Source organism: Flectobacillus sp. BAB-3569, assembly GCF_002270355.1.
In the GTDB taxonomy this organism is placed as follows: domain Bacteria; phylum Bacteroidota; class Bacteroidia; order Cytophagales; family Spirosomataceae; genus Flectobacillus; species Flectobacillus roseus.
Genome location: NZ_NJFZ01000003.1, coordinates 251,857 through 272,171, shown reverse-complemented (window position 1 = coordinate 272,171; position 20,315 = coordinate 251,857). Strand labels below are relative to the sequence as shown.

At 36.6% G+C, this 20,315-nt stretch carries 16 protein-coding genes and 2 tRNA genes; 7 read left to right on the top strand and 11 right to left on the bottom strand.

Annotated features, from left to right (window positions below; all coding sequences use genetic code 11):
- Positions 1-317: 317 nt before the first annotated feature.
- The 5 genes from BWI92_RS01915 to BWI92_RS01895 form a co-directional block, all read right to left on the bottom strand.
- Positions 318-761 carry a hypothetical protein gene (locus BWI92_RS01915; RefSeq protein WP_095160430.1) on the bottom strand — a complete coding sequence of 148 codons (444 nt, stop codon included), beginning with the start codon at positions 759-761 and terminating at the stop codon, positions 318-320.
- 40 nt (positions 762-801) lie between these two features.
- A complete protein-coding gene (locus BWI92_RS01910; protein ID WP_095160429.1) occupies positions 802-1,521 on the bottom strand; it encodes a hypothetical protein in 720 nt (239 codons plus the stop codon).
- A gap of 51 nt (positions 1,522-1,572) precedes the next feature.
- Positions 1,573-2,784 carry a phage integrase SAM-like domain-containing protein gene (locus BWI92_RS01905; RefSeq protein WP_176464334.1) on the bottom strand — a complete coding sequence of 404 codons (1,212 nt, stop codon included), beginning with the start codon at positions 2,782-2,784 and terminating at the stop codon, positions 1,573-1,575.
- A gap of 308 nt (positions 2,785-3,092) precedes the next feature.
- Positions 3,093-3,164, bottom strand: a tRNA-Glu gene (locus BWI92_RS01900).
- Between the two features lie 63 nt (positions 3,165-3,227).
- Positions 3,228-3,299 (bottom strand) — tRNA-Glu (locus tag BWI92_RS01895).
- Between the two features lie 396 nt (positions 3,300-3,695).
- Here BWI92_RS01895 and BWI92_RS01890 point away from each other — a divergent pair.
- Entirely contained in the window at positions 3,696-5,279 is a 1,584-nt protein-coding gene (locus BWI92_RS01890; RefSeq protein WP_095160427.1) for a putative maltokinase, read from the top strand.
- Between the two features lie 186 nt (positions 5,280-5,465).
- Here the strand turns inward: BWI92_RS01890 and kbl are convergent, their stop codons facing one another.
- Positions 5,466-6,659, bottom strand: a complete 1,194-nt coding sequence (gene kbl / locus BWI92_RS01885) for a glycine C-acetyltransferase (RefSeq protein WP_095160426.1) — start codon at positions 6,657-6,659, stop codon at positions 5,466-5,468.
- A gap of 16 nt (positions 6,660-6,675) precedes the next feature.
- On the bottom strand, positions 6,676-7,641 hold the full coding sequence (locus tag BWI92_RS01880; RefSeq protein ID WP_095160425.1) for an NAD-dependent epimerase/dehydratase family protein: 966 nt from the start codon (positions 7,639-7,641) through the stop codon (positions 6,676-6,678).
- Between the two features lie 203 nt (positions 7,642-7,844).
- Here BWI92_RS01880 and BWI92_RS01875 point away from each other — a divergent pair, with 203 nt between their 5' ends.
- The 3 genes from BWI92_RS01875 to glgB all read left to right on the top strand — a co-directional run bounded on the left by BWI92_RS01875 (position 7,845) and on the right by glgB (position 11,483).
- A complete protein-coding gene (locus BWI92_RS01875) occupies positions 7,845-8,306 on the top strand; it encodes an Lrp/AsnC family transcriptional regulator (protein WP_095160424.1) in 462 nt (153 codons plus the stop codon).
- Positions 8,307-8,495: 189 nt separating this feature from the next.
- A complete protein-coding gene (locus BWI92_RS01870; protein ID WP_095160423.1) occupies positions 8,496-9,113 on the top strand; it encodes a trimeric intracellular cation channel family protein in 618 nt (205 codons plus the stop codon).
- Positions 9,114-9,422: 309 nt separating this feature from the next.
- Positions 9,423-11,483, top strand: a complete 2,061-nt coding sequence (gene glgB, locus BWI92_RS01865; RefSeq protein WP_095160422.1) for a 1,4-alpha-glucan branching protein GlgB — start codon at positions 9,423-9,425, stop codon at positions 11,481-11,483.
- Between the two features lie 549 nt (positions 11,484-12,032).
- On the opposite strand, the gene BWI92_RS01860 is transcribed toward glgB, so the two are convergent.
- Complete coding sequence (locus BWI92_RS01860; RefSeq protein WP_095160421.1) at positions 12,033-13,643, bottom strand: amidohydrolase; 1,611 nt, start codon at positions 13,641-13,643, stop codon at positions 12,033-12,035.
- Positions 13,644-14,662: 1,019 nt separating this feature from the next.
- Between BWI92_RS01860 and BWI92_RS01855 the strand changes: the two genes are divergently transcribed.
- Positions 14,663-14,881 (top strand): hypothetical protein, encoded by a 219-nt coding sequence (locus BWI92_RS01855; RefSeq protein ID WP_095160420.1) that lies wholly within the window; start codon positions 14,663-14,665, stop codon positions 14,879-14,881.
- Between the two features lie 15 nt (positions 14,882-14,896).
- On the top strand, positions 14,897-15,124 hold the full coding sequence (locus tag BWI92_RS01850; protein ID WP_095160419.1) for a hypothetical protein: 228 nt from the start codon (positions 14,897-14,899) through the stop codon (positions 15,122-15,124).
- Positions 15,125-15,503: 379 nt separating this feature from the next.
- Here the strand turns inward: BWI92_RS01850 and BWI92_RS01845 are convergent, their stop codons facing one another.
- From BWI92_RS01845 to BWI92_RS01835, 3 genes are all read right to left on the bottom strand, one after another.
- Positions 15,504-16,136, bottom strand: coding sequence for a DUF1275 family protein (locus BWI92_RS01845; protein WP_095160418.1), 633 nt, complete (start codon positions 16,134-16,136; stop codon positions 15,504-15,506).
- Between the two features lie 253 nt (positions 16,137-16,389).
- Positions 16,390-17,220, bottom strand: a complete 831-nt coding sequence (gene pyrF, locus BWI92_RS01840; RefSeq protein ID WP_095160615.1) for an orotidine-5'-phosphate decarboxylase — start codon at positions 17,218-17,220, stop codon at positions 16,390-16,392.
- Between the two features lie 336 nt (positions 17,221-17,556).
- Positions 17,557-18,792: a pitrilysin family protein gene (locus tag BWI92_RS01835; RefSeq protein WP_095160417.1), complete on the bottom strand. Its 1,236-nt coding sequence runs from the start codon at positions 18,790-18,792 to the stop codon at positions 17,557-17,559.
- A 240-nt stretch (positions 18,793-19,032) separates the two neighbouring features.
- On the opposite strand from BWI92_RS01835, the gene BWI92_RS01830 reads away from it, so the two are divergent.
- On the top strand, positions 19,033-20,133 hold the full coding sequence (locus BWI92_RS01830) for a glycosyltransferase family 1 protein (protein WP_095160416.1): 1,101 nt from the start codon (positions 19,033-19,035) through the stop codon (positions 20,131-20,133).
- Positions 20,134-20,315: the final 182 nt, after the last annotated feature.

Genomic DNA, 20,315 nt, shown 5'->3' with positions numbered 1-20,315 from the left:
ATTCTGAAATCAAACACATCAGAAATAAAGAGTATAACAGCGTCATTAAATCGCTTTCTTGATTGTAAAGCACCAATTATATCACTCTTAATTTTTTTACACGACTATCCATTTGAGCATCAATTCTAGTAGATTGATTCCCAAAATCATAATGAAATGGTAAAATACCCATTTCTATTCGTTGACTTATAGAGTGTAACATATAAAGCAAAGATAACAAAAAATCAGGACAATTCTTATAAACAAAACGATTCTTATGGCTTATTATTTCACATGATTTAGTCTGTGTAACAAAAGCTACACAGACTAAAATGATTTTAATCTTTTGTCAATAAAAAGGTTTGGCTAACTGTATTTTTACCATCATTGGACGTCAAATCAAGCTTTAAGTTTTTTCCAATCAATTTACCAGTGCCTGTTGCCATGTAGTTTTGACCTGAAGAGTTAACTATTGAACTGACACTTAAATCAGTTTCATTGGTACACTTAACATCAGGAATGGTAAATGAGTTAGTCGCCTGTTCAACTACTACAGAGCCTTTGGTAAGAACATAAGTGTTCGATGCAACCATCTTAACTTGATTTTCACCCGACTTTGTAATAAGAAATTTGTAAGTTCCCTTGGTTCGATAAAGGTTAGACTCCAATTCGTCATAATTTTGCGTAAAGGACCCTTGAAAGTTTACGGTGTAGTCTGGTGTCACATCTTTCTTGCAAGCGACAAATAATAGGACTAAAGATGATAGAATAATCTTTTTCATTTAATTTTTTACGGTGGTTGAATTTTAGATAAAGTCTTATTTACTTCTTCTTCGCTTCCAATGCTTCTACTTCTTGAACTGAAATATCTAGTTTGGATAATTGGGCAAATTTTGCCTCTCTATTTTGTTTAGTACCTAGTTCTCGAATAAAGCCACTGTCACTATTAACAACCGATACTACTATACACTTCTTTTGGTTGTAAAGCACATAATCACCTCGTTTAAATTTAGCTTCAACCACAACAGGTTTTGGCTCTTCCTTTGGTACCTCGACCTTTTTAGCAGGTTTTACAACTTCTTCTACTTTTTTCATAGCTACCTCTTCTTTCTTTACAATATCTGTAGTCTGAATTTGAGCATCGGTAACAGTAGACTTGATGGTATATCCCTTTCCAAAGACGGTAGTTTTGTAATTAACGTAGGTAAACAGAACAAGAGGAACTACAAGCTTTTCTGTTTGATATTTGGGTTGAAGGATTCCATCAATACCATTTTCCTTACAAGCCTTCAAATACGCATACTCACGTCTAGTCTCTTCAGTTTTACTCCCAAATGGAATAAATAGTAGCCAAAACTTATCGAATCCTTTTTCAGAAGAAACACTTTTTGTAATGTTTAGATTTTCAATTTTAAGCGCTTCTAGGTTAGTAGCATCAATTTTATTAATTCCCATTCCAGACCGATTATGTTGTACTGTAGAACACGAGGAAAGTGATAGAGCGAAACTTATCGCTGCAATGGGATAAAGCAATTTTTTCATTTTTTACGGTGTTTGAATTTTAGATTACAAAAGTAGTTGATAGAATTGAATTTAATTAAGCTCTTTCGCTGTTTTTACGGCATGGGCAACATCCTCCATGTCAAGGTTTACATAATACTTTTTAGTATCTGCTTTGTTATGCCCAAGCATTCTTGATACGAATTTGTCTGCTATGTTCGTTTTTTTGTACCAATACTGACCAAAGGTTCTTCGAGCGATTTTAGTAGAAAGACTTATCTTGAATCCTAAAATCTTTCCGATAACCTTCAGCTCTTCGTTAATAGTAGTTAAATGTAGACAGGGAATAGTTTCAATACTACCATACTTTTCTATTAACACTAGGGCTTTGTCGTTCACAACTACAGAGTAATCAATCTTTGTTTTAGACCTTTTTCCTCCGAGCATCGTCAATTCACTATCTAGCTTGTGTATCTGAGCCTCAGTTAAACCACTTGTATCTATGTGACTTTGTCCAGTATAGCACATCCAAAGAAAACAGTCAATAACTCTCTGATATTTTTCACAAACAAAAGGTGAAAGTTTTTCAAGTGCTTCTACTTCTTGTTGACTAAGGTGAGAATAGTCTTGAGAAACATCATTTGTATTAACCTTATACTTAAGCTCTTTAGCATTGATCACCTCAGTATCCACTCCAAAACTTATTACCTTCAAAATAAACGTAATTAATTTCTTGATAGAAGTGGACTTCATCTTCAATCCATGTGAATGAGATTTAGGCACATGGACGGTTTTAAAATAGATTTCTAGTTTTCTGAGAAATTCAGTATTTATCTGACCCGCAAGAATTTTTGTTTGATTTGAGTAGGCTAAATACTCCTTCACATTCTCTGCGGATGACTTATGACTCTTTATAGTATTTGGTGTTAAATGAGCTGAGTATTCTGCGAGGGTCTTTTCAATTAGTGCTAAAAAAGAAATAGGGTTTATAACTGGTTTTTTGAACTGCTGAATGATATCATCTGGAGAATAGGCCATTCTTTCATATTCGAAGCTCATTTTTATTGCCTCAAGCTTCTTTCTGATAAAGACTAAGCGATTGTTGTAAAACTCAAGACTAGCTTTGTCTATTTGTCCATTTTCACTTTTACATATCTGATAATGAGCGTCTAATGTATTACTTGGTACTTGAACTCCAGATGCAACCCATACGGTTTTGTATCCTTCAAGTGATATACCAACTTTAAGATTTACGAGTCCTTTTGAATTTGGCTTCTTGCCGTCTTCGCAAAAGCGAATTTCCATAACTAGAAAGTTATAGTGTAGATTCATGTTTTAGATGTATTTGTCTCACTGAAAAATTTAGAGTGATAAGACATACCCAGCCTAGTCCATGAAAACACATGAAAAAACAAATTTGGAGAATGGAGGGGGGCGCTGGAGAATAAATAAGTGTAAAATGGAGAATAGAAAAAATTCATGCGAAAAAACATGAATTATGCTCCATTTAATCATTTATATATCAGCGTACTTAGGTGTAAACTCAAAAAAAAGTACCCCTCTGTCATGAAAGGTACTATATGGCTTCTTTCAGTGAAAGAAATACTTCTGTGTAGTCCGTACGGGAATCGAACCCGTGTTTCATCCGTGAAAGGGACGTGTCCTAACCCCTAGACGAACGGACCTTGTGGGTTAACCTAATTAGTACTCTTACTTCGAAAATATTAACCTCTATCAGTAAATATTTGTAGTCCGTACGGGAATCGAACCCGTGTTTCATCCGTGAAAGGGACGTGTCCTAACCCCTAGACGAACGGACCTGATGGGGACAAAAACGCTTAGAATATGTTTCCTTGTCGTTTTTCGTGGTGCAAAATTACAGCTTTAAGGCATTCACTCCAAATGTTTTTTACAAAAAAAGTGAAATTATTTTTTAATCACCTGATTATGAATTCATTATTTTTATAAAATTTTTCAAACTGTAATTTAAAAACTCAATCATAAATCACAAATTGTTTGTTTTACTCCTAAATGAGTCGCTTTGGTTTTCTTTAACGCTACATTTTTTATTTCTCCCATAACAGCTTCCTATACTATACCCATTGATACTTTATTACTACCCAATCACTCCTTAGAGTCTGTGAAAAGGCTTTTTTTTCACCTAAATATATTCTAAATTTAAGCCATTAAAATACCATTTTTGTAAATAATCAACTATGAATGAAATCACCTCGACAAATCTCAGCTCCTTAAAGGCTTGGGAGGATATCAAAAATGATACGGCACTATTTTCAAAATTCGAGACCGAAATTCTTCCCTCTTACATGAATAGTTGTCGATGGTTTGCAGGTAAAGCCCGAGTTCAACAATATTTTAAAATCGCTTCAGCTCTCGAACTCCCGATCAAAGACTCGATTGCTTTGCTCTGCATTGTGGAGGTAGGTTACGACAATCAGGAGATTGAGCGTTATCTACTGCCTGTTTCATTTATCGAAGCTACTCAGTCAAACGCAATAGCGCCTGTAGGTATCATCAGCTTGGCATATATCAATGAAAAACGTGGTTTTGTAATTGATGCCTTATACGATGAGCGTTTTCAACAAGCTCTTTTTTACCAAATCTCTCATGCTGAATCGGTCTATCAACAAGAAGGAAAATTGGATTTTGTTCGTGGTAAAGGCTTATCAGGCGAGGATATCAACGCTCCTATTTCTTCCAAGGCTTTAACCTTATCTTCTTCTAACTCAGCGATGGTTTTTGGGGAAAAGTATTTTCTCAAACTTTATCGAAAGCTATTTAAGGAAACCAATCCTGAGGTTGAAATGATTGAGTTTTTAACCGAACATTCGGATTTTGCTTTTATTCCAGCCTTTGCAGGAAGTGTAACGTGGCAACAAGAGGGAGAAAGCGAAATTACCCTAGGTATGATGCAACGAATGGTCGATAATCAGGCTGATACTTGGGAAATGACAGGCAATCAGCTCAATGCTTTTGTCAATGCTTTTGTCGATAAAACCTTTGCTATTAAAGAGGATGTTTTCAGTCAGGTAGAATTGCTGGCACAACGCACTGCCGAAATGCACTTGGCGCTTTATGCTCCAGATGCCGAACCGATGTTTGCCACACAAAAATTTGATGATACCTACCGCCGTTTTATTCATAAACGTCTGTGCGATTTATTAGACCGTAGATATCATTTATTGATAGAAAAATATACCAGCATCACCGACCCAGTCACTCGTAAATTGGCTTGGGATTTTATGGAGGCAAAAGAATTAATTGATGAATTTTCCGACCAAATTTTGACCAAAGATTTGGAGTCTCTTCGGATTCGTATTCATGGAGATTATCACTTGGGACAGGTTTTGGCTACCAGTAACGACTATATCATTATCGACTTTGAGGGCGAGCCAGAAAGCTCCATTACCGACCGAAAAATCATGCACTCGCCACTCAAAGATGTGGCTGGTATGATTAGAAGTTACCATTATGCAATTTCGGCAAAGATGCTTAATTCAAGCGAAACAGCAGATATGGATGCATTTAGAGTACAAACAGCAGCTGACCGCTGGTATCGTTTAATTATGCAGACGTATTTGGAAAAATATTTAGAAACCTTTGGGCATCCGCATCCACTTTTCAAAAACAATAATGAAATCAACTTTTTACTCCTGATTTATTTATTAGAAAAAGCCGTTTATGAGCTTGGCTATGAGATTAGTTACCGACCCGACTGGGTAAAAATTCCCTTAAAAGGAATTGTCAATGTGATTCGAGAAATTGAGAAAATGAAGATGTAACAAAAATCCCCCTTACCAAATGGCAAGGGGGATTTTTTACTACCTATCCCGAATAAATAATAAATTGTTGTTTATGAGACACAAAGTTAATAAATGCCTCTTATTAAAACTATGGAACATCCGTGATTCATGTCAAATCACTAAATGTTTTTTACTATTTTTTATCAAATAATCACAAACTTCTTACTAAGCCTTCAAAACTCCAAGCTCCTTACCTACTTTGGTAAAAGCGGCTACTGCTTTCTCGAGGTGCTCCATATCATGTCCTGCCGAAATTTGTACTCGAATACGTGCTTTGCCTTGAGGCACAACTGGATAGAAGAATCCTATCACATATATCCCTTCCTCTAATAAACGGGCAGCAAATTCCTGTGCAAGCTTAGCTTCGTACAACATGATTGGTACGATTGGGTGCTCCCCTGGCAAAATATCAAAGCCTGCCTCGGTCATAGCATGACGGAAATATTTGGTATTGGCTTCTAGTTTATCACGTAAAGCCGTCGAACTACTCAAAACTTCTAATACCTTGATAGAAGCACCAACAATCGCTGGAGCAAGGGTATTTGAGAACAAGTATGGACGAGAACGCTGACGCAATATTTCTACGATTTCTTTACGGGCAGCCGTAAATCCACCAGATGCTCCACCAAGCGCCTTACCATAAGTACCAGTAATAATGTCGATACGACCCATCACATTTTTAAACTCATGCGTACCACGACCTGTTTTACCCATAAAGCCCGATGAGTGGCATTCGTCTATCATAATCATAGCACCATATTGCTCAACCAAATCACAGATTTTGTCTAGCTGCGCAATGGTACCATCCATCGAGAACACGCCATCCGTAACTACCAAAATACGACGACTTCCTTGAGCTGCCTTTAACTGCTCCTCTAAGTCTGCCATATTATTGTGCTTGTATCTAAAGCGTTTTGCTTTGCATAAACGAATACCATCAATAATAGACGCGTGATTTAATTCGTCAGAAATAATAGCATCTTGTTCGTTCAACAGTGGTTCAAATACTCCACCGTTGGCATCGAATGCGGCAGCATAAAGAATACAATCTTCCATGCCTAAAAACTCAGCAGTTTTTTGTTCAAGTTCTTTGTGAATATCTTGCGTTCCACAAATAAAACGAACCGACGACATACCAAATCCATGGGTATCGATGGCCTCATGTGCTGCCTTGATAGCCTCTGGGTGTGAGGATAATCCAAGGTAATTGTTAGCACAAAAATTGAGTACCTCTTTACCTGTATTAATTTGAATATTGGCAGCTTGAGGACTCACAATAATACGTTCTGATTTGTATAGTCCTGCTTCTTTGATGTTATCTAACTCTAGTTGAAGAGCCTCTTTTACACTTCCGTACATAAATAATACTTGGTTATTATTGAGTAATTAAGAGTTTTTGTTGGTATTTTTCAGATAATTTTTCAATCATGACCTGTGTCATACGCGCCAAGTCGAATTGAGGTTTCCAACCCCAATCTTGGTAAGCAGCTGTATCATCTACAGATTTAGGCCATGAATCAGCAATCATTTGTCTAAAATCTGGTTGGTATTGTACCTCAAAATCAGGGTAATACCTTTTTATTTCAGCTGTAACTTGAGCAGGTGTAAAACTCACACCAGCCAAGTTATACGAACTACGAATGCGAATATTTTCGACTGGCGCTTCCATTAATTCTAGCGTTGCACGAATCGCATCGTCCATATAAATCATAGGTAAAAGCGTATCTTCACGCAAAAAGCAGGTATATGGCTTGTGTTGAACTGCTTCGTGGAATATTTCCACAGCATAATCTGTAGTACCTCCGCCCGGCATAGATTGATAGCTAATTACACCAGGATAACGCAAAGAGCGAATATCTACACCATAACGTTTATGATAATAACCAGCCCAGTTTTCGCCTGCAACTTTACTAATACCATATACAGTCGATGGGTCCAAATAGGTAGCTTGTGGTGTATCGTATTGTGGAGCGCTATCGCCAAAAGCGGCAATTGAACTAGGGAAGAATACTTTATCGAGCTTTACTTCACGAGCTACTTCAAAAACATTGAAGAGGGTTCTCATGTTAAGCTCCCAAGCACGAAGCGGATCTAACTCGCCTTTGGCAGAAAGGACTGCGGCTAAATGATAAATTTGGGTAATGCCATGACGATGGACTGTTTCGACCATAGCCAAAACATTGGTGGCATCCAATACTACAAACGGACCATTCTCCTCACGAGGAGCTACTATATCTGAGCCAATTACTTGGTCTGTACCATGTATCTTGCGTAATTGCTCAAGCAATACTGTACCAATTTGACCATTGGCACCAATTACTAAAATTTTGTCTTTTGCCATAGTAGTTGATGAGTGTAATTCAAAAATATTACTGACAAAAACATATTTACCAGTAATTATATTGGCACAAATTTATATTTTCAGTTATATTTATCAAAACATATAGATTATTTCAATAAAAATTACTTTATTATAATATTTTTACCATAATTTTTACTTTTCCAAGAAGGCAAAATATTATTTGGGTAGAAAAATTTACTTTTATGGAAGCAATAGACGAAATAGACAAAAAAATCCTCAGGATTTTACAACAAGATGCTAAAGTAACAACCAAAGAAATCGCCAATCAACTGGGCTTGACTATCTCACCTGTTTATGAGAGAATTCGCCGACTAGAAAGCGTTGGATACATCAAGCAATATGTGGCAATTGTTGACAAAACCTTGCTCGACAATCCTATTATGTGTATCTGTCAGGTATCTATGCGCTATCATAATGAGGAGTTTATCGAGAAATTCGAACAGGCTGTTCAGCAATTGGAAGAAATCCACGAATGCTATCACATGGCAGGTCAGGTAGATTTTTTACTAAAGATTTATATAAAAAGTCTCGACGAATATCATGACTTTGTTAAATACAAACTTTCAAAACTAGAAAACATCGGTGTCCTAAACACAACTTTCGTTTTGAAAGAAATCAAACATACGTATTCTTACAGTTTTTAATGGTGAATTGTGAATGACGAATTAAACTCATTAGTTCTCAATTCGTCATCGATTACTAAACTTTTAGCATTACGCTTGGATCAGAAATATCTTTGAGAAAGTAAACAGTTTTTGTTATCACTAGAAATTTCCCGAAATCAGCGTAAACAGCTAATTCGTCATTCACAATTCACTTATTCATCATTAATTATGGAGCACCTCTACAAAATCATCAGTATTTTGGGCACAGTGGCTTTTAGTATATCGGGCGCATATGCTGGTATTCAAAAAAGATTGGATTGGTTTGGGGTTATTGTGGTAGCTTTTGTAACCGCCGTTGGTGGAGGTACACTTCGCGATGTATTTCTGGGTCAGCCAGTGCGTTGGATTCATGATGAAGCCTTGATTTTTATCATTTTTATCAGTGCCATTGTAGCAATTCTTTTTGCAACATGGATTCCCAAAGTAGATATTCCACTTCAAATTTTTGATGCCCTCGGTTTGGGTTGTTTTTATGTATTGGGGTATCAAAGGGGTATTTCTGAAAACAATGAAGTATTAAGTAGCTTTTTATTGGGCACTTGTACAGCCTGCGCTGGAGGTGTGATTCGAGATATATTACTCAACGAAATACCTGTTTTATTTCGAAAAGAAATATATGCAACCGCTTGTTTAGTAGGCTTTTTCACGTTTTATCAAATCAAAAGCATATCAAGTTTAGAAGCATACTCAAATCAAATTACCATCTTCATCATCTTTGCTGTTCGTATTCTTTCATGGAAATATGGACTCTCGTTGCCTCAGACAAATGCGAATAAATCCAATTGAAATTGTGAAAAACTTCTAAAAAATATTACTTTAGCAGTAATATCCAATCAATAGATTATTGGTTGTAATTAATTCTATGGCATATAGCTCAAAGCCCAAAGCCAATTTATGTATTTCCTTCAGAATTTTGCATGATAAATCAAACTAACACCTCTAAAAGGATAGTCGAAGATTTGAATAACGAAAAAGAAATAAGCGTTAATGTCAAATTTTCACCTATTCTCAATGATTGTACTATGACAACCTCTATCTTTACCAAAGTCTATCTAGTTCCTTTTGAAATTTAATCCATTAACCATTTCAGAAAATATGGCTAAGACCACCAAGGCAAAAACTCAATCTGAAGAAGAAAAAGCTGAAACCAAAGCTCCTGCAAAAAAAAGAGTCTCAAAAAAAACTGCTGAAGAAGCGCCAGTTGTCGAAACTACTATTGTTGCTGACCAAACGCCCACAGCTCCTCCTGTCGAGTTAAAGAATGTAGAAGCGTTTACTCGTTTCTCCGACTTCGATATTTCGTTGTTTAAATCTGGAAAACATTTTAGATTATTCGAAAAACTGGGTTCTCATACCACCGAATATCAAGGTGTGGCAGGTACTTATTTCGCTGTTTGGGCACCCTCAGCAAAAAGTGTATCGGTCATTGGTAATTTTAACTATTGGAATAAAGACTCTCACCACCTTTTTGTCCGTTGGGACGAATCTGGTATTTGGGAAGGATTCATCCCTCATATCGGTAAAGGAGAGGCTTATAAATATTGTATCGAAGCTCATGACGGTCGTAAACTCGAAAAAATTGACCCTTATGCGCACTATTTCGAAACACCTCCTAAAACAGCATCGATTGTATGGGATAACTGGTACGAATGGACAGATACTGACTGGATGGCAACTCGTAAGAGTAAAAATTCACTCTCGTCTCCAATGTCAGTTTATGAAGTACATATCGGCTCATGGCGTCGTAAAGCTGACGAAGAGAAACTATCGTATGTTGAACTAGCAGATGAGCTAGTTGCTTACGTTAAAGAAATGGCATTTACACACATCGAGTTTATGCCTGTGATGGAGCACCCTTACGAACCATCGTGGGGTTATCAAGTATTAGGATATTTTGCTCCCTCTTCGAGATTTGGTACACCACAAGACTTTATGTATTTGGTAGAACAATGTCATAAAAATGATATTGGCGTTATTCTCGACTGGGTACCATCACACTTCCCTGGCGATGCTCACGGACTCTATGAATATGATGGCTCACATCTTTTTGAGCACCCAGACATGCGTAAAGGTTATCACCCTGATTGGAAATCGTATATCTTCAATTATGGTCGCAACGAGGTACGCAGCTTCTTGATTTCAAATGCTATTTATTGGCTAGAGCGCTTCCATGCCGATGGCTTGCGCGTAGATGCTGTGGCATCGATGCTATACTTAGATTATTCGCGTAATCATGGCGAATGGGAGCCAAATATTTTTGGTGGTAATCATCACCTTGAGGCTATTTCGTTATTCCGTGAGTTAAACGAAATCCTTTATGCCGAATTCCCAGACGTACAAACTATTGCCGAAGAATCTACTTCCTTTACAGGTGTTTCTCGCCCAGTATACACCGGAGGTTTAGGATTTGGTCAAAAATGGATGATGGGCTGGATGAACGATACATTGAAGTATTTCGAAAAAGACCCAATGTACCGTAAATACCACCAAGATCAACTGACATTCTCAACGGTTTATGCCTTTACTGAAAACTTTATGTTGCCTCTTTCTCACGATGAGGTAGTATACGGAAAAGAATCATTGGTAGGTAAGATGCCAGGCGATGAATGGCAACGTTTTGCAAATTTACGTTTGTTGTTTACCTATATGTTTACACACCCGGGAACCAAACTATTGTTCATGGGTGGTGAGTTTGGTCAAACATCAGAATGGAATTTCTCAAAAAGCCTTGAATGGTGGTTATTAGACCACGGCTATCATAAAGGAGTTCAAAATCTTGTTAAAGAATTGAACTTAATTTATCGCAATGAACATGCGATGTTTGATAAACAATTTGCTCCAGAAGGTTTTGAGTGGATTGATACTTCAGACCGTAACAACTCGGTGGTAGTTTACGCAAGAAAAGGCGATTCGCACAAAGAACAGCTTATTGTAGTCTTGAACCTTACTCCAATCCCTCATAACAACTATCGTATTGGAGTTCCAATGCAAGGAGTTTGGCAAGAGATTCTAAACTCTGATGATACTAAGTTTGGTGGAAGTGGAAAAACAAACCCAGAACCAATCTTTGCAGAGGAAGTTTCTTGGCAAGGAAAAGCATATTCGATTCCACTAAACCTTCCTCCATTAGGTGGTTTAGTATTAAAAGTGAAATAAAAAGAAAATCGACTCTCAGCAATGGGAGTCGATTTTCTTTTAAATATAAAGTACTATTAGAGTTTCTTTTAAAAAGGAATTTACTTACTTGAACCCTATAAAAAACGAAACCCTCGAAGCCGCCACTCCAAGGGTTTTCTTGTTTTTTTAGTTCTCCTATTTAGAGGATTACTTTAAGATTACTTAGGCTATTGTTGTTTAATAATGCCAATAAACGTCACTGCCGCCACAGTTATTTTATCTTAATTATTAACATAAATTAAATTTTGTCATTGTATTCACTCCTGCCGCCACATTTGTGAACCTTTGACAATTCAAAGTTAGTACAATTAATTTTATCCACAATATAAATGTTTAGTATTTTTCTAAGATTTACATGAAAGATGGAATTTTGATGCTTTAATATTAAAATTTAATGCCAACAACATCTGTCCGTTGTACTCTCAACGTTGGTAGAAGATTATTCATCGTTAGTAATGAAATTTCATTCATTTGAAAAATAGCGTAGTACAGACATTTTGGACTATACTACGCTATCGTAACAAGAGATTATTCTTTCTTTTGTTCTACTTTTCGAACAGTAGGGTATTGAATACCTAACTGCTCCAAATAGGTTTTATACTTTGTTGGATCAAAATAATACTGCTTGAGCTTTGGACGATACAATTCCATAATATTAGCATTAATCGCAATCGCTGGTTTATCTGTTGGAGCAATCAACGGTTCGTATTTAATATCTTTGGTCTGTACATTTTTGTAATAATCCCATGCACTTTCAATGAGCTTTGGCTCGTTTAGTAAGTCTAATATTGTAAGTGCTTCCACCTTCGCTCCAGCTGTTATTCCTTTGTGGGCAATAGGAGTTGCCATCGAAATAGCATTTGCCCAGTGGTGCCCCGGCAAACCCGGAATATTTGAAGGATAACCCAATACAATGGTTGGCAACGACCAAGATATATCAGCAATGTCGTCCGAACCTCCTCCCATAGAACCTACAACTTCCAAAACGGTATCTATTTCTGCACGAAGTCCTTTTTGTTCAGGAGAGCTAAGCTCTTGCTGAATACCCTTCGCCAATTGCTGATCAGCCTCCGACCACGTTGGCAAACCTACTCGCTTGATATGCGAGAATGCTCTTTCGGCAATAGGCTTGTTAAAATGACCGGGCCATGCACTTCCTAGTACTTCCCACGAAACTTTAGTATCTGTCATCATAGCAGCACCTTGCGCTATTTTTTTACCATAATCATATAACTCTTTGATTTTAGGATAAGTACGTTCTCTAAAATAATACCAAACTGAGGCTTTTGAAGGCACTACGTTTGGTTGGTCACCCCCATTTACTACCACATAATGCGAGCGCTGTGTTGGCAAAAGGTGCTCTCTTTTGTAATTCCAGCCTACGTTCATCAATTCTACGGCATCGAGAGCACTTTTCCCACGCCAAGGATTGGCAGCAGCATGAGCAGCTTCACCTTCAAAGTTAAATTTTACAGATACTAATCCATTATTTCCTGCATCACCATGCTTTACACTCAAATTGCTGTTAACATGGGTAAAAATACAAGCATCTACATCTTTAAAATAACCATCACGAATGTAAAAAGCTTTTGTCCCCACCAATTCCTCCGCAACCCCAGGCCAAAGCATCAAGGTTCCTGAAAGTTTTTCACGCTCCATGATTTTTTTGAGCACCAATGCTGAAGTAATATTGAGTGCCTGACCAGAATTATGTCCTTCTCCGTGCCCAGGGGCACCGTCTACAATTGGGTCGTGGTAGGCTACGCCAGGTTTTTGAGAGGCTTTTGGAATACAATCGACATCAGAACCAATGGCAATCACAGGTTTGCCAGAACCCCACGTGGCGATCCAAGCAGTTGGGACACCCGAAATACCCTTTTGAATCGTAAAACCTTCTTTTTCCAGCAGGTTGATCAAGTACTGAGAAGTTTCAGTTTCTTGAAATCCTAATTCGGCAAAACTGAAAATCATATCATTGACTTGAGCAGAAAATTCCTTCTTTTTGTCAACTTCTTCGATGATTTCTTTTTGAAGTGCTTTTAGTTTTTGAGGAGAAAGCTTTTGGGCTACAATTGGTTGGGTCAAAAATGTACCTACAACCAACAGGAGTGTTGGAAGTTTACGGAAAATTTGCTTCATGATAATTTAGTTTTAGTTTGAAGTAAGATTTTATCCAACACAAAAGCACTAATGCTATTGGATTAGAAAAAATATATTAAAATTAAGGATTTGTAAATGAGATGAAAGGAAAATCGAGAGGAATGGAAAAAAATAATAAGAAATACCTATTATGTAAAAGATGAAAGGGGTATAAAATAATAAAGACCCGCAGCAATGCTCCGAGCCTTTACGCAATCCGCCTAAGTAGTTATCTTTTGGGTAATCCACCCATGAGCCGAAGCTCTAAAGTTTTTTTGCTTTCAAGCATTAGCTTTACTCACTCAGTTGAAAATTTTCAACCTTGAATTTTTTTGGTGATTGAGTAGCGGCTCAATCACCATTCTAGTAGCGTGTGCGGCACTACGTTGAAAAAGCGGTCAATATCTAACCTAATATCTTTGAATTGAAACGTTATTCAATTGCTAGTTCTAATCTAAATTGTGGGCTTATTTTGCTCACTTTGTAAACCTTTATTTTGTTGTTCTTGATTTACATTACAAATGTATTAACAATAAACGTGCCAAACAAATTTTATCGGAGTTTTTTTTGAAAATTTTTTGAAAAAATCTAACCAATACCATTTTTATCTCATGAACTGACACCTCAAAGTGCAATTTTGCATACAAACTGCTACGACCCATATAAAACAAGTTTCATGCCAATAAAAGTGGTCAATATCTCATTGGCGCAGAAAAAACCTTTTAAAGCACAAAATTTCAAGACTAATATTCACGGTTCTTATTTATCACTTTTAGTAACAAATTTGTTCTTTTAGGGTTAAAATCAGCATAAATGATAATTGTTGAATATAGTATGATTTACGGCGAAAAATATACACAAATAATAAATTAAGCATTTTTTTCTTGCTTTTTGCTATTTTTGATATTAGTATTGCACCAGTTCAAAACAATATCATTTTACCTATTACTAGAGAAATTTCATCAATAAACCTTCTTTTTCTTGAAATTCAATAGCAACCCATGAATTAATACTAACCAATGAATTATAAATTTATTTACCGTGATAAGGATTCTGGCAGAATTATCACAAATAAAGACATTATTAACCTACACAAATACAAAGTTGCTTGCGTAAAGCTTACCGAAAGAGGGATTATCAGAGACATTACAATACCGCCCGAATGGTGGATTGATGGTTCGATTGCCAACTGCAAGGACATTGCATATCACACAAGGATGAGTAAAACCAAAACTTAACTTAATTATATTAATATGAGATCTCGCCAAATTAATAAGCCATTTTCTATGCCATATCGTCCTGAAGATGTTTTTTACGTAACCTATTCGAAATTCCTGAGTACTGCATTTTTAATATTAAAAGAAAATAGAGAAAAGGTGCAGGTTATCGTAAAACACGAACACATGAAAGACCTTAAAGATTGGGTCACCAACAACAAGATTCTGACGGATGAGAGCGTACTCGAATTTATTCCTTACTAAATAGGAAGATGTTAATAGTATATTGGTTATTTGAAGATATTCACGATCAAAAAGTAATAGTCAAATTATTCCTCAGATATACTACTAAATAATGGTGCAAAACAAGATTTAAGTTGTGTTTAGGCACTAGACAACAGGCACAGAGTGTTAAAATGTTTTTTTACTGCCCACAGACATGCATTTTTCCAAAGCCCATCGCCGAAAGCCGTTACCTGAAAGCTTAAAGCACAATCTTATATTTTATTTTGCGAACTAACTAAATTTAATCTTTCCTATTACTTAATATTAAAAATACTATACACAAAATCCCTTGTAGTTATGAATTACAAGGGATTTTGTGTGTAAATAGACCACCTATTTATCGATAGAAACTTCGCTTCTAAAATTTTCGTAACAATACACTAATGATAAGACCTATATAAAATACTGCGGCAAGTAGCATCAAGCTCATAGTTTGATTTGTGACTGCTATGACTGCTCCTATGGTAAAAAATACAATAATAGTGAGTCTTGTCAATATGCTATCCCACAGACACCCTCTCGATTCGGGGCTTGTAAATTTTAGTTTTGATAATTCTACTCCTAAATCCATTACCAAACCCGTGAGTTGCGATGGCTTTACTTTGGCACAGGTAAAATTGGAAGCAAAAGCATTGTGGTTACTCATAGCAAATACCAAGCTGGGAATAAATGGCTCTTTCATTAAGTAAGCCACAAGCACTATCAACAAATTCACACTAGGAGTGATGAGTTTTTTCCACATTTTGGGGACTAACTGATAACTATGATACCACCATGAACTAAAAAATGAACCTAGTAAATAACTCAATATATATATAGTAAGCGTAAAAGGAAACTGATGTTCATTATCGCTCCACCATTGTACACCCAAACTAAACAACCCCGTAACGTTGGTAGTGACCACACCGAGTATCTTTATACCCAAAATATTCACAATCCCCGATATAATCGAAAACGGAATGGCAATTGTTATGAGTCTTTTGAGTTTCATTTTTAGTAATAAAGTGATTAAGTATAGAATCTCTTTGATACCCGAGAGAAATACAAATGAGAATTTCTATTAATTTTTAAGTCTATATATCAACAAACAAATATATTAACATTTTTTCATATAGTCGAAAAAAATCGATAATTGGATAAAAATATTAGGGGAATAGTCAAAAAATGAGTGGAAAAGAAAATTGGCACCTATTCTAAGAGTTGATGCTTAGAATAGGTGCCAAATCCAAATGGTAAGGTATCTATTATTTCTTCAAATACAAATCCAAATACTGAGCCATTTCAGCTTGTACTTTTTGTGCTTCTTCGGCAGCTTTTTCAGCAAAATCTTCACTAGAGGAAGCGTAAATAATCGCACGTGAAGAGTTCACTAATAAACCACAAGTGCTATTCATTCCGTATTTAGAAACTTCTTCTAAACTTCCTCCTTGCGCACCTACCCCAGGTACTAACAAGAAATGCTCTGGAGCAAGTGCACGCACCTGAGCAAGCATATCTGCTTTGGTAGCACCCACCACATACATCAGTTGCTCGTCGGTACCCCATTCTTGTGATTTGGTTAATACCTCCTCAAATAGGGCTTTATTTCCTACCGAAAGCGTTTGGAAATCTTTACTACCACCATTTGAAGTCAATGCCAAAAGAATAACCCATTTGTTAGGGAAAGTTAAGAATGGCGTAACCGAGTCTTCTCCCATGTAAGGTGCTACAGTTACTGAATCAAAATCAAGTCCTGAAGAGTTCGGGTCAAAAAAAGCTCGCGCGTACAATCCAGAAGTATTACCGATGTCGCCTCTTTTTGCATCAGCAATCGTAAAACATTCTTTGGGAATATAGGCTAATGTTTTTTGAAGACTCTCCCATCCTTTTGCGCCAAAAGCTTCATAAAAAGCAATATTAGGTTTGTAGGCTACAGCATATTGCTTGGTAGCATCTATAATTTGCTTGTTGAATTCAAAAATAGGATCTTCAGTATCCAACAAGTGCTTCGGAAGTTTTTGAAGGTCGGTATCAAGACCAACGCATAAATAGGATTTTTTGGACAAAATTTGTCCGAAAAGTTCTTGCTTTGTCATTGTTATGTTCAACTGTGTATTACATGAAAAATAGCTACGGCTGTAGCTATTAGAAGAAGTGCCACCTTCGTAAGATTGAGATTTGTGCCATAGACACTGTTCTTCCCTTTTGAAAGCATATTTAATAATTTCATTTGGTATTTGTCGAAAAAACAAAATTCCCATTTGACACTCCTTACTTTTCTTGTGTCAAGACAAGAAAAGTAACCGCAGCGGCGGCCGCAAAAGAAAGTCAAGAAATCCTAAACTCGCCTGCGGCTCAAACAGTAGGATTTCAGAAAAATACATTTGTCCATAAGCTGCTAACTATAAGCAACTTATGAAATTTAACATATTCTAATTCTCAGGAAGGAAAGTCAAATAACTTAAATCCTCTTCTCGGCAAAGTTCGTTGGCCAAATCTTGCAACTGAGTAGACGAAACCGTACGAATCTGAGCAAATAGCTCTTCTAATGTATCGATACGATTAATATCTAACAAACTTTTAGCCATCATAAGCATAAAGCTCATGTTACCCTCTTCAGACATAGCCATTTGCCCCATCAATTGCTCTTTGGTATTGTGCAATTGTGTCTTAGTCAAAGGTACTTCTCTGAGAGTTTTTAGCTCTTTCAGAATTAGGGCATTGGCTTTTTTCAAATGCTTGGGTTCTGTTGCAAAATAAATACCCCAATAACCCGTATCGATAAATGGCGTATAGCCTGCATCAATCGAATACACCAAGCCATTCTTTTCTCTTACAGCCAGATTCAAACGTGAATTCATACCTGGACCACCCAAGAGATTAATCAGCATAAAAAATGGTAATCGTTGGGCATGAGTAATTTCGTAGGCCGTGCGACCAATCGCTACGTGCGCTTGCGTAATACTACGTTTATGATCTACATTTTTAGGTGCGTAAATAGCTGGAGGAGTTCTTACCAAACTAGAGCTTTTAGCAGGAATATTCTTCAAATATTTCTCTACCAAAGTCACTACTTTTTTGAAAGGAAGATTACCCACCGATGAGAAAATAATACGACTTGTATCTAGGTTTTCAGCTATAAAATCAAGTAAATCTTGACGTGTAAATCCGTTTACACTTTCTTGTGTACCCAAAATATTACGTCCTAATTGATGATTTGAAAAGATAATATCATCAAAATCGTCTTGAATAGCATCCTCTGGAGAATCGTAATACATCGACATTTCTTCGAGAATTACACCACGCTCACGCTCTACCTGTTTGTCGGGAAAAACAGAGTGAAAAGTAATATCCGACAAAAGTTCTAATGCTCGCTCATAGTGAGGAGTTAGTACTGACGCGTGAAAACAGATTTTTTCTTTGGTAGTATAAGCATTCAATTCACCTCCCACTACCTCAAGTCGATTGATAATTTGTAATGACGAACGTTTGTCCGTTCCTTTAAAAGCCATGTGCTCCCAGAAGTGCGCCAAGCCTTGTTGATGAGGTTTTTCGTCACGGCTACCCATATCGAGCATCAAACCCATGTGTGAAATCGCTGTATGCGTTACTTGGCGATGTACTATTCGGATACCGTTTGGTAATGTATATTCTTGTATTCCGTCCATTCTAATGAATTTCCTTGTTTGATGGTGGTTCTCAGACAAGTTATTTACTAATTTCTAAAGCACTTTTTTATCGAACTACAAAGTTACACAATTTTGAAGCGATTGATATGGTTCGTAAAACTACTTATGAAAATAAGATGCCTGAATGTTATAACACATTTTCAAATAAATACATTCTCGTAGCCAGAAAGTTTAGGTAATTTTGTGTTTTGTCAGTATTCACCATTAGCCCCCAAGAGTATGCGTATAGGATTTGATGCAAAACGAGCTTTCCAAAATTTTACAGGATTAGGAAACTATAGCCGATTTATTATTGAATCTTTATTAGCTTCTCCTACGCAACACGAATATTTTGCCTACACACCCAAGCTCAACAGCAAAGTCCAGTTTGATAAAAGATTGCATGTCGAATTACCACAAACCTCTATGCCCAAACCCCTGTGGCGGAGCTGGGGTATCAATCAACAATTAAAGAAAGATAAACTCGATGTTTTTCATGGCTTGAGTAATGAACTACCTTGGCAAATTCAAAAAACAGGTATCAAAACTGTGGTAACTATCCACGATCTGATTTTTATACGATATCCAGAATTATATCCCACAATTGACCGTTGGATTTATAAACAAAAATTTAAGTCTGCATGTGAAAAAGCCGATTGTGTGGTGGCGATAAGTGAGCAAACCAAAAATGATATTGTTGATATGCTTCACATTAACCCTTCCAAAATAGAGGTAGTATATCAAGATTGTGATGTGGCTTTTAAAAATCAGTTGTCGACTGCACAGCTTTCTGCTGTTACCCAGAAATACCATTTGGATAAGCCTTATATCTTGTGTGTAGCTACAATTGCCGACCGAAAAAATCAGCTTACCTTGGTGAAAGCATTTGAGGAACTTCAAAATAAGGATGTGGATTTGGTACTTGTAGGAGGGAAAAGTGCCTATCAAAATCAGATCGAGGACTATATCCAACAAAAAAACCTCAAAGGAATTCATATCATCAATGGCGTACCTTTCGCAGATTTACCAGCTTTATACCAAAATGCTACCTTAACTGTTTACCCATCCATCTTTGAAGGTTTTGGTATTCCTATTGTAGAAGCCCTACACTCAGGTATACCTGTTATAGCAGCCACAGGCTCATGCCTAGAAGAAGCTGGTGGCAATGGGGCAATTTACGTGAACCCCTATGATGTTAGAGGTATGGCAGATGAAATAAAACGAGTACTTTCAAACCCTATTCTTCAAAAAAAACTAGTTACACAAGGGCAAGTTTACATCAAAAAGTTTTCTTCAATAGAAATCGCAAAAGATTTAGAAAAAATTTATCAAAAAATTTAACAATGAGTAATCGGTAAAATCTATTCTCAGAACACACAAACGAACATTTGGTAATTTATCCCACCATTTTTATTTTAATATCTATAAAAAAATATCCAATATTTATAATTCTGATTTATACAATAGGCACGGTTTTTGAAAATTTGTAACACATTGACACTAAGTTGAGTAAATCTCAACCC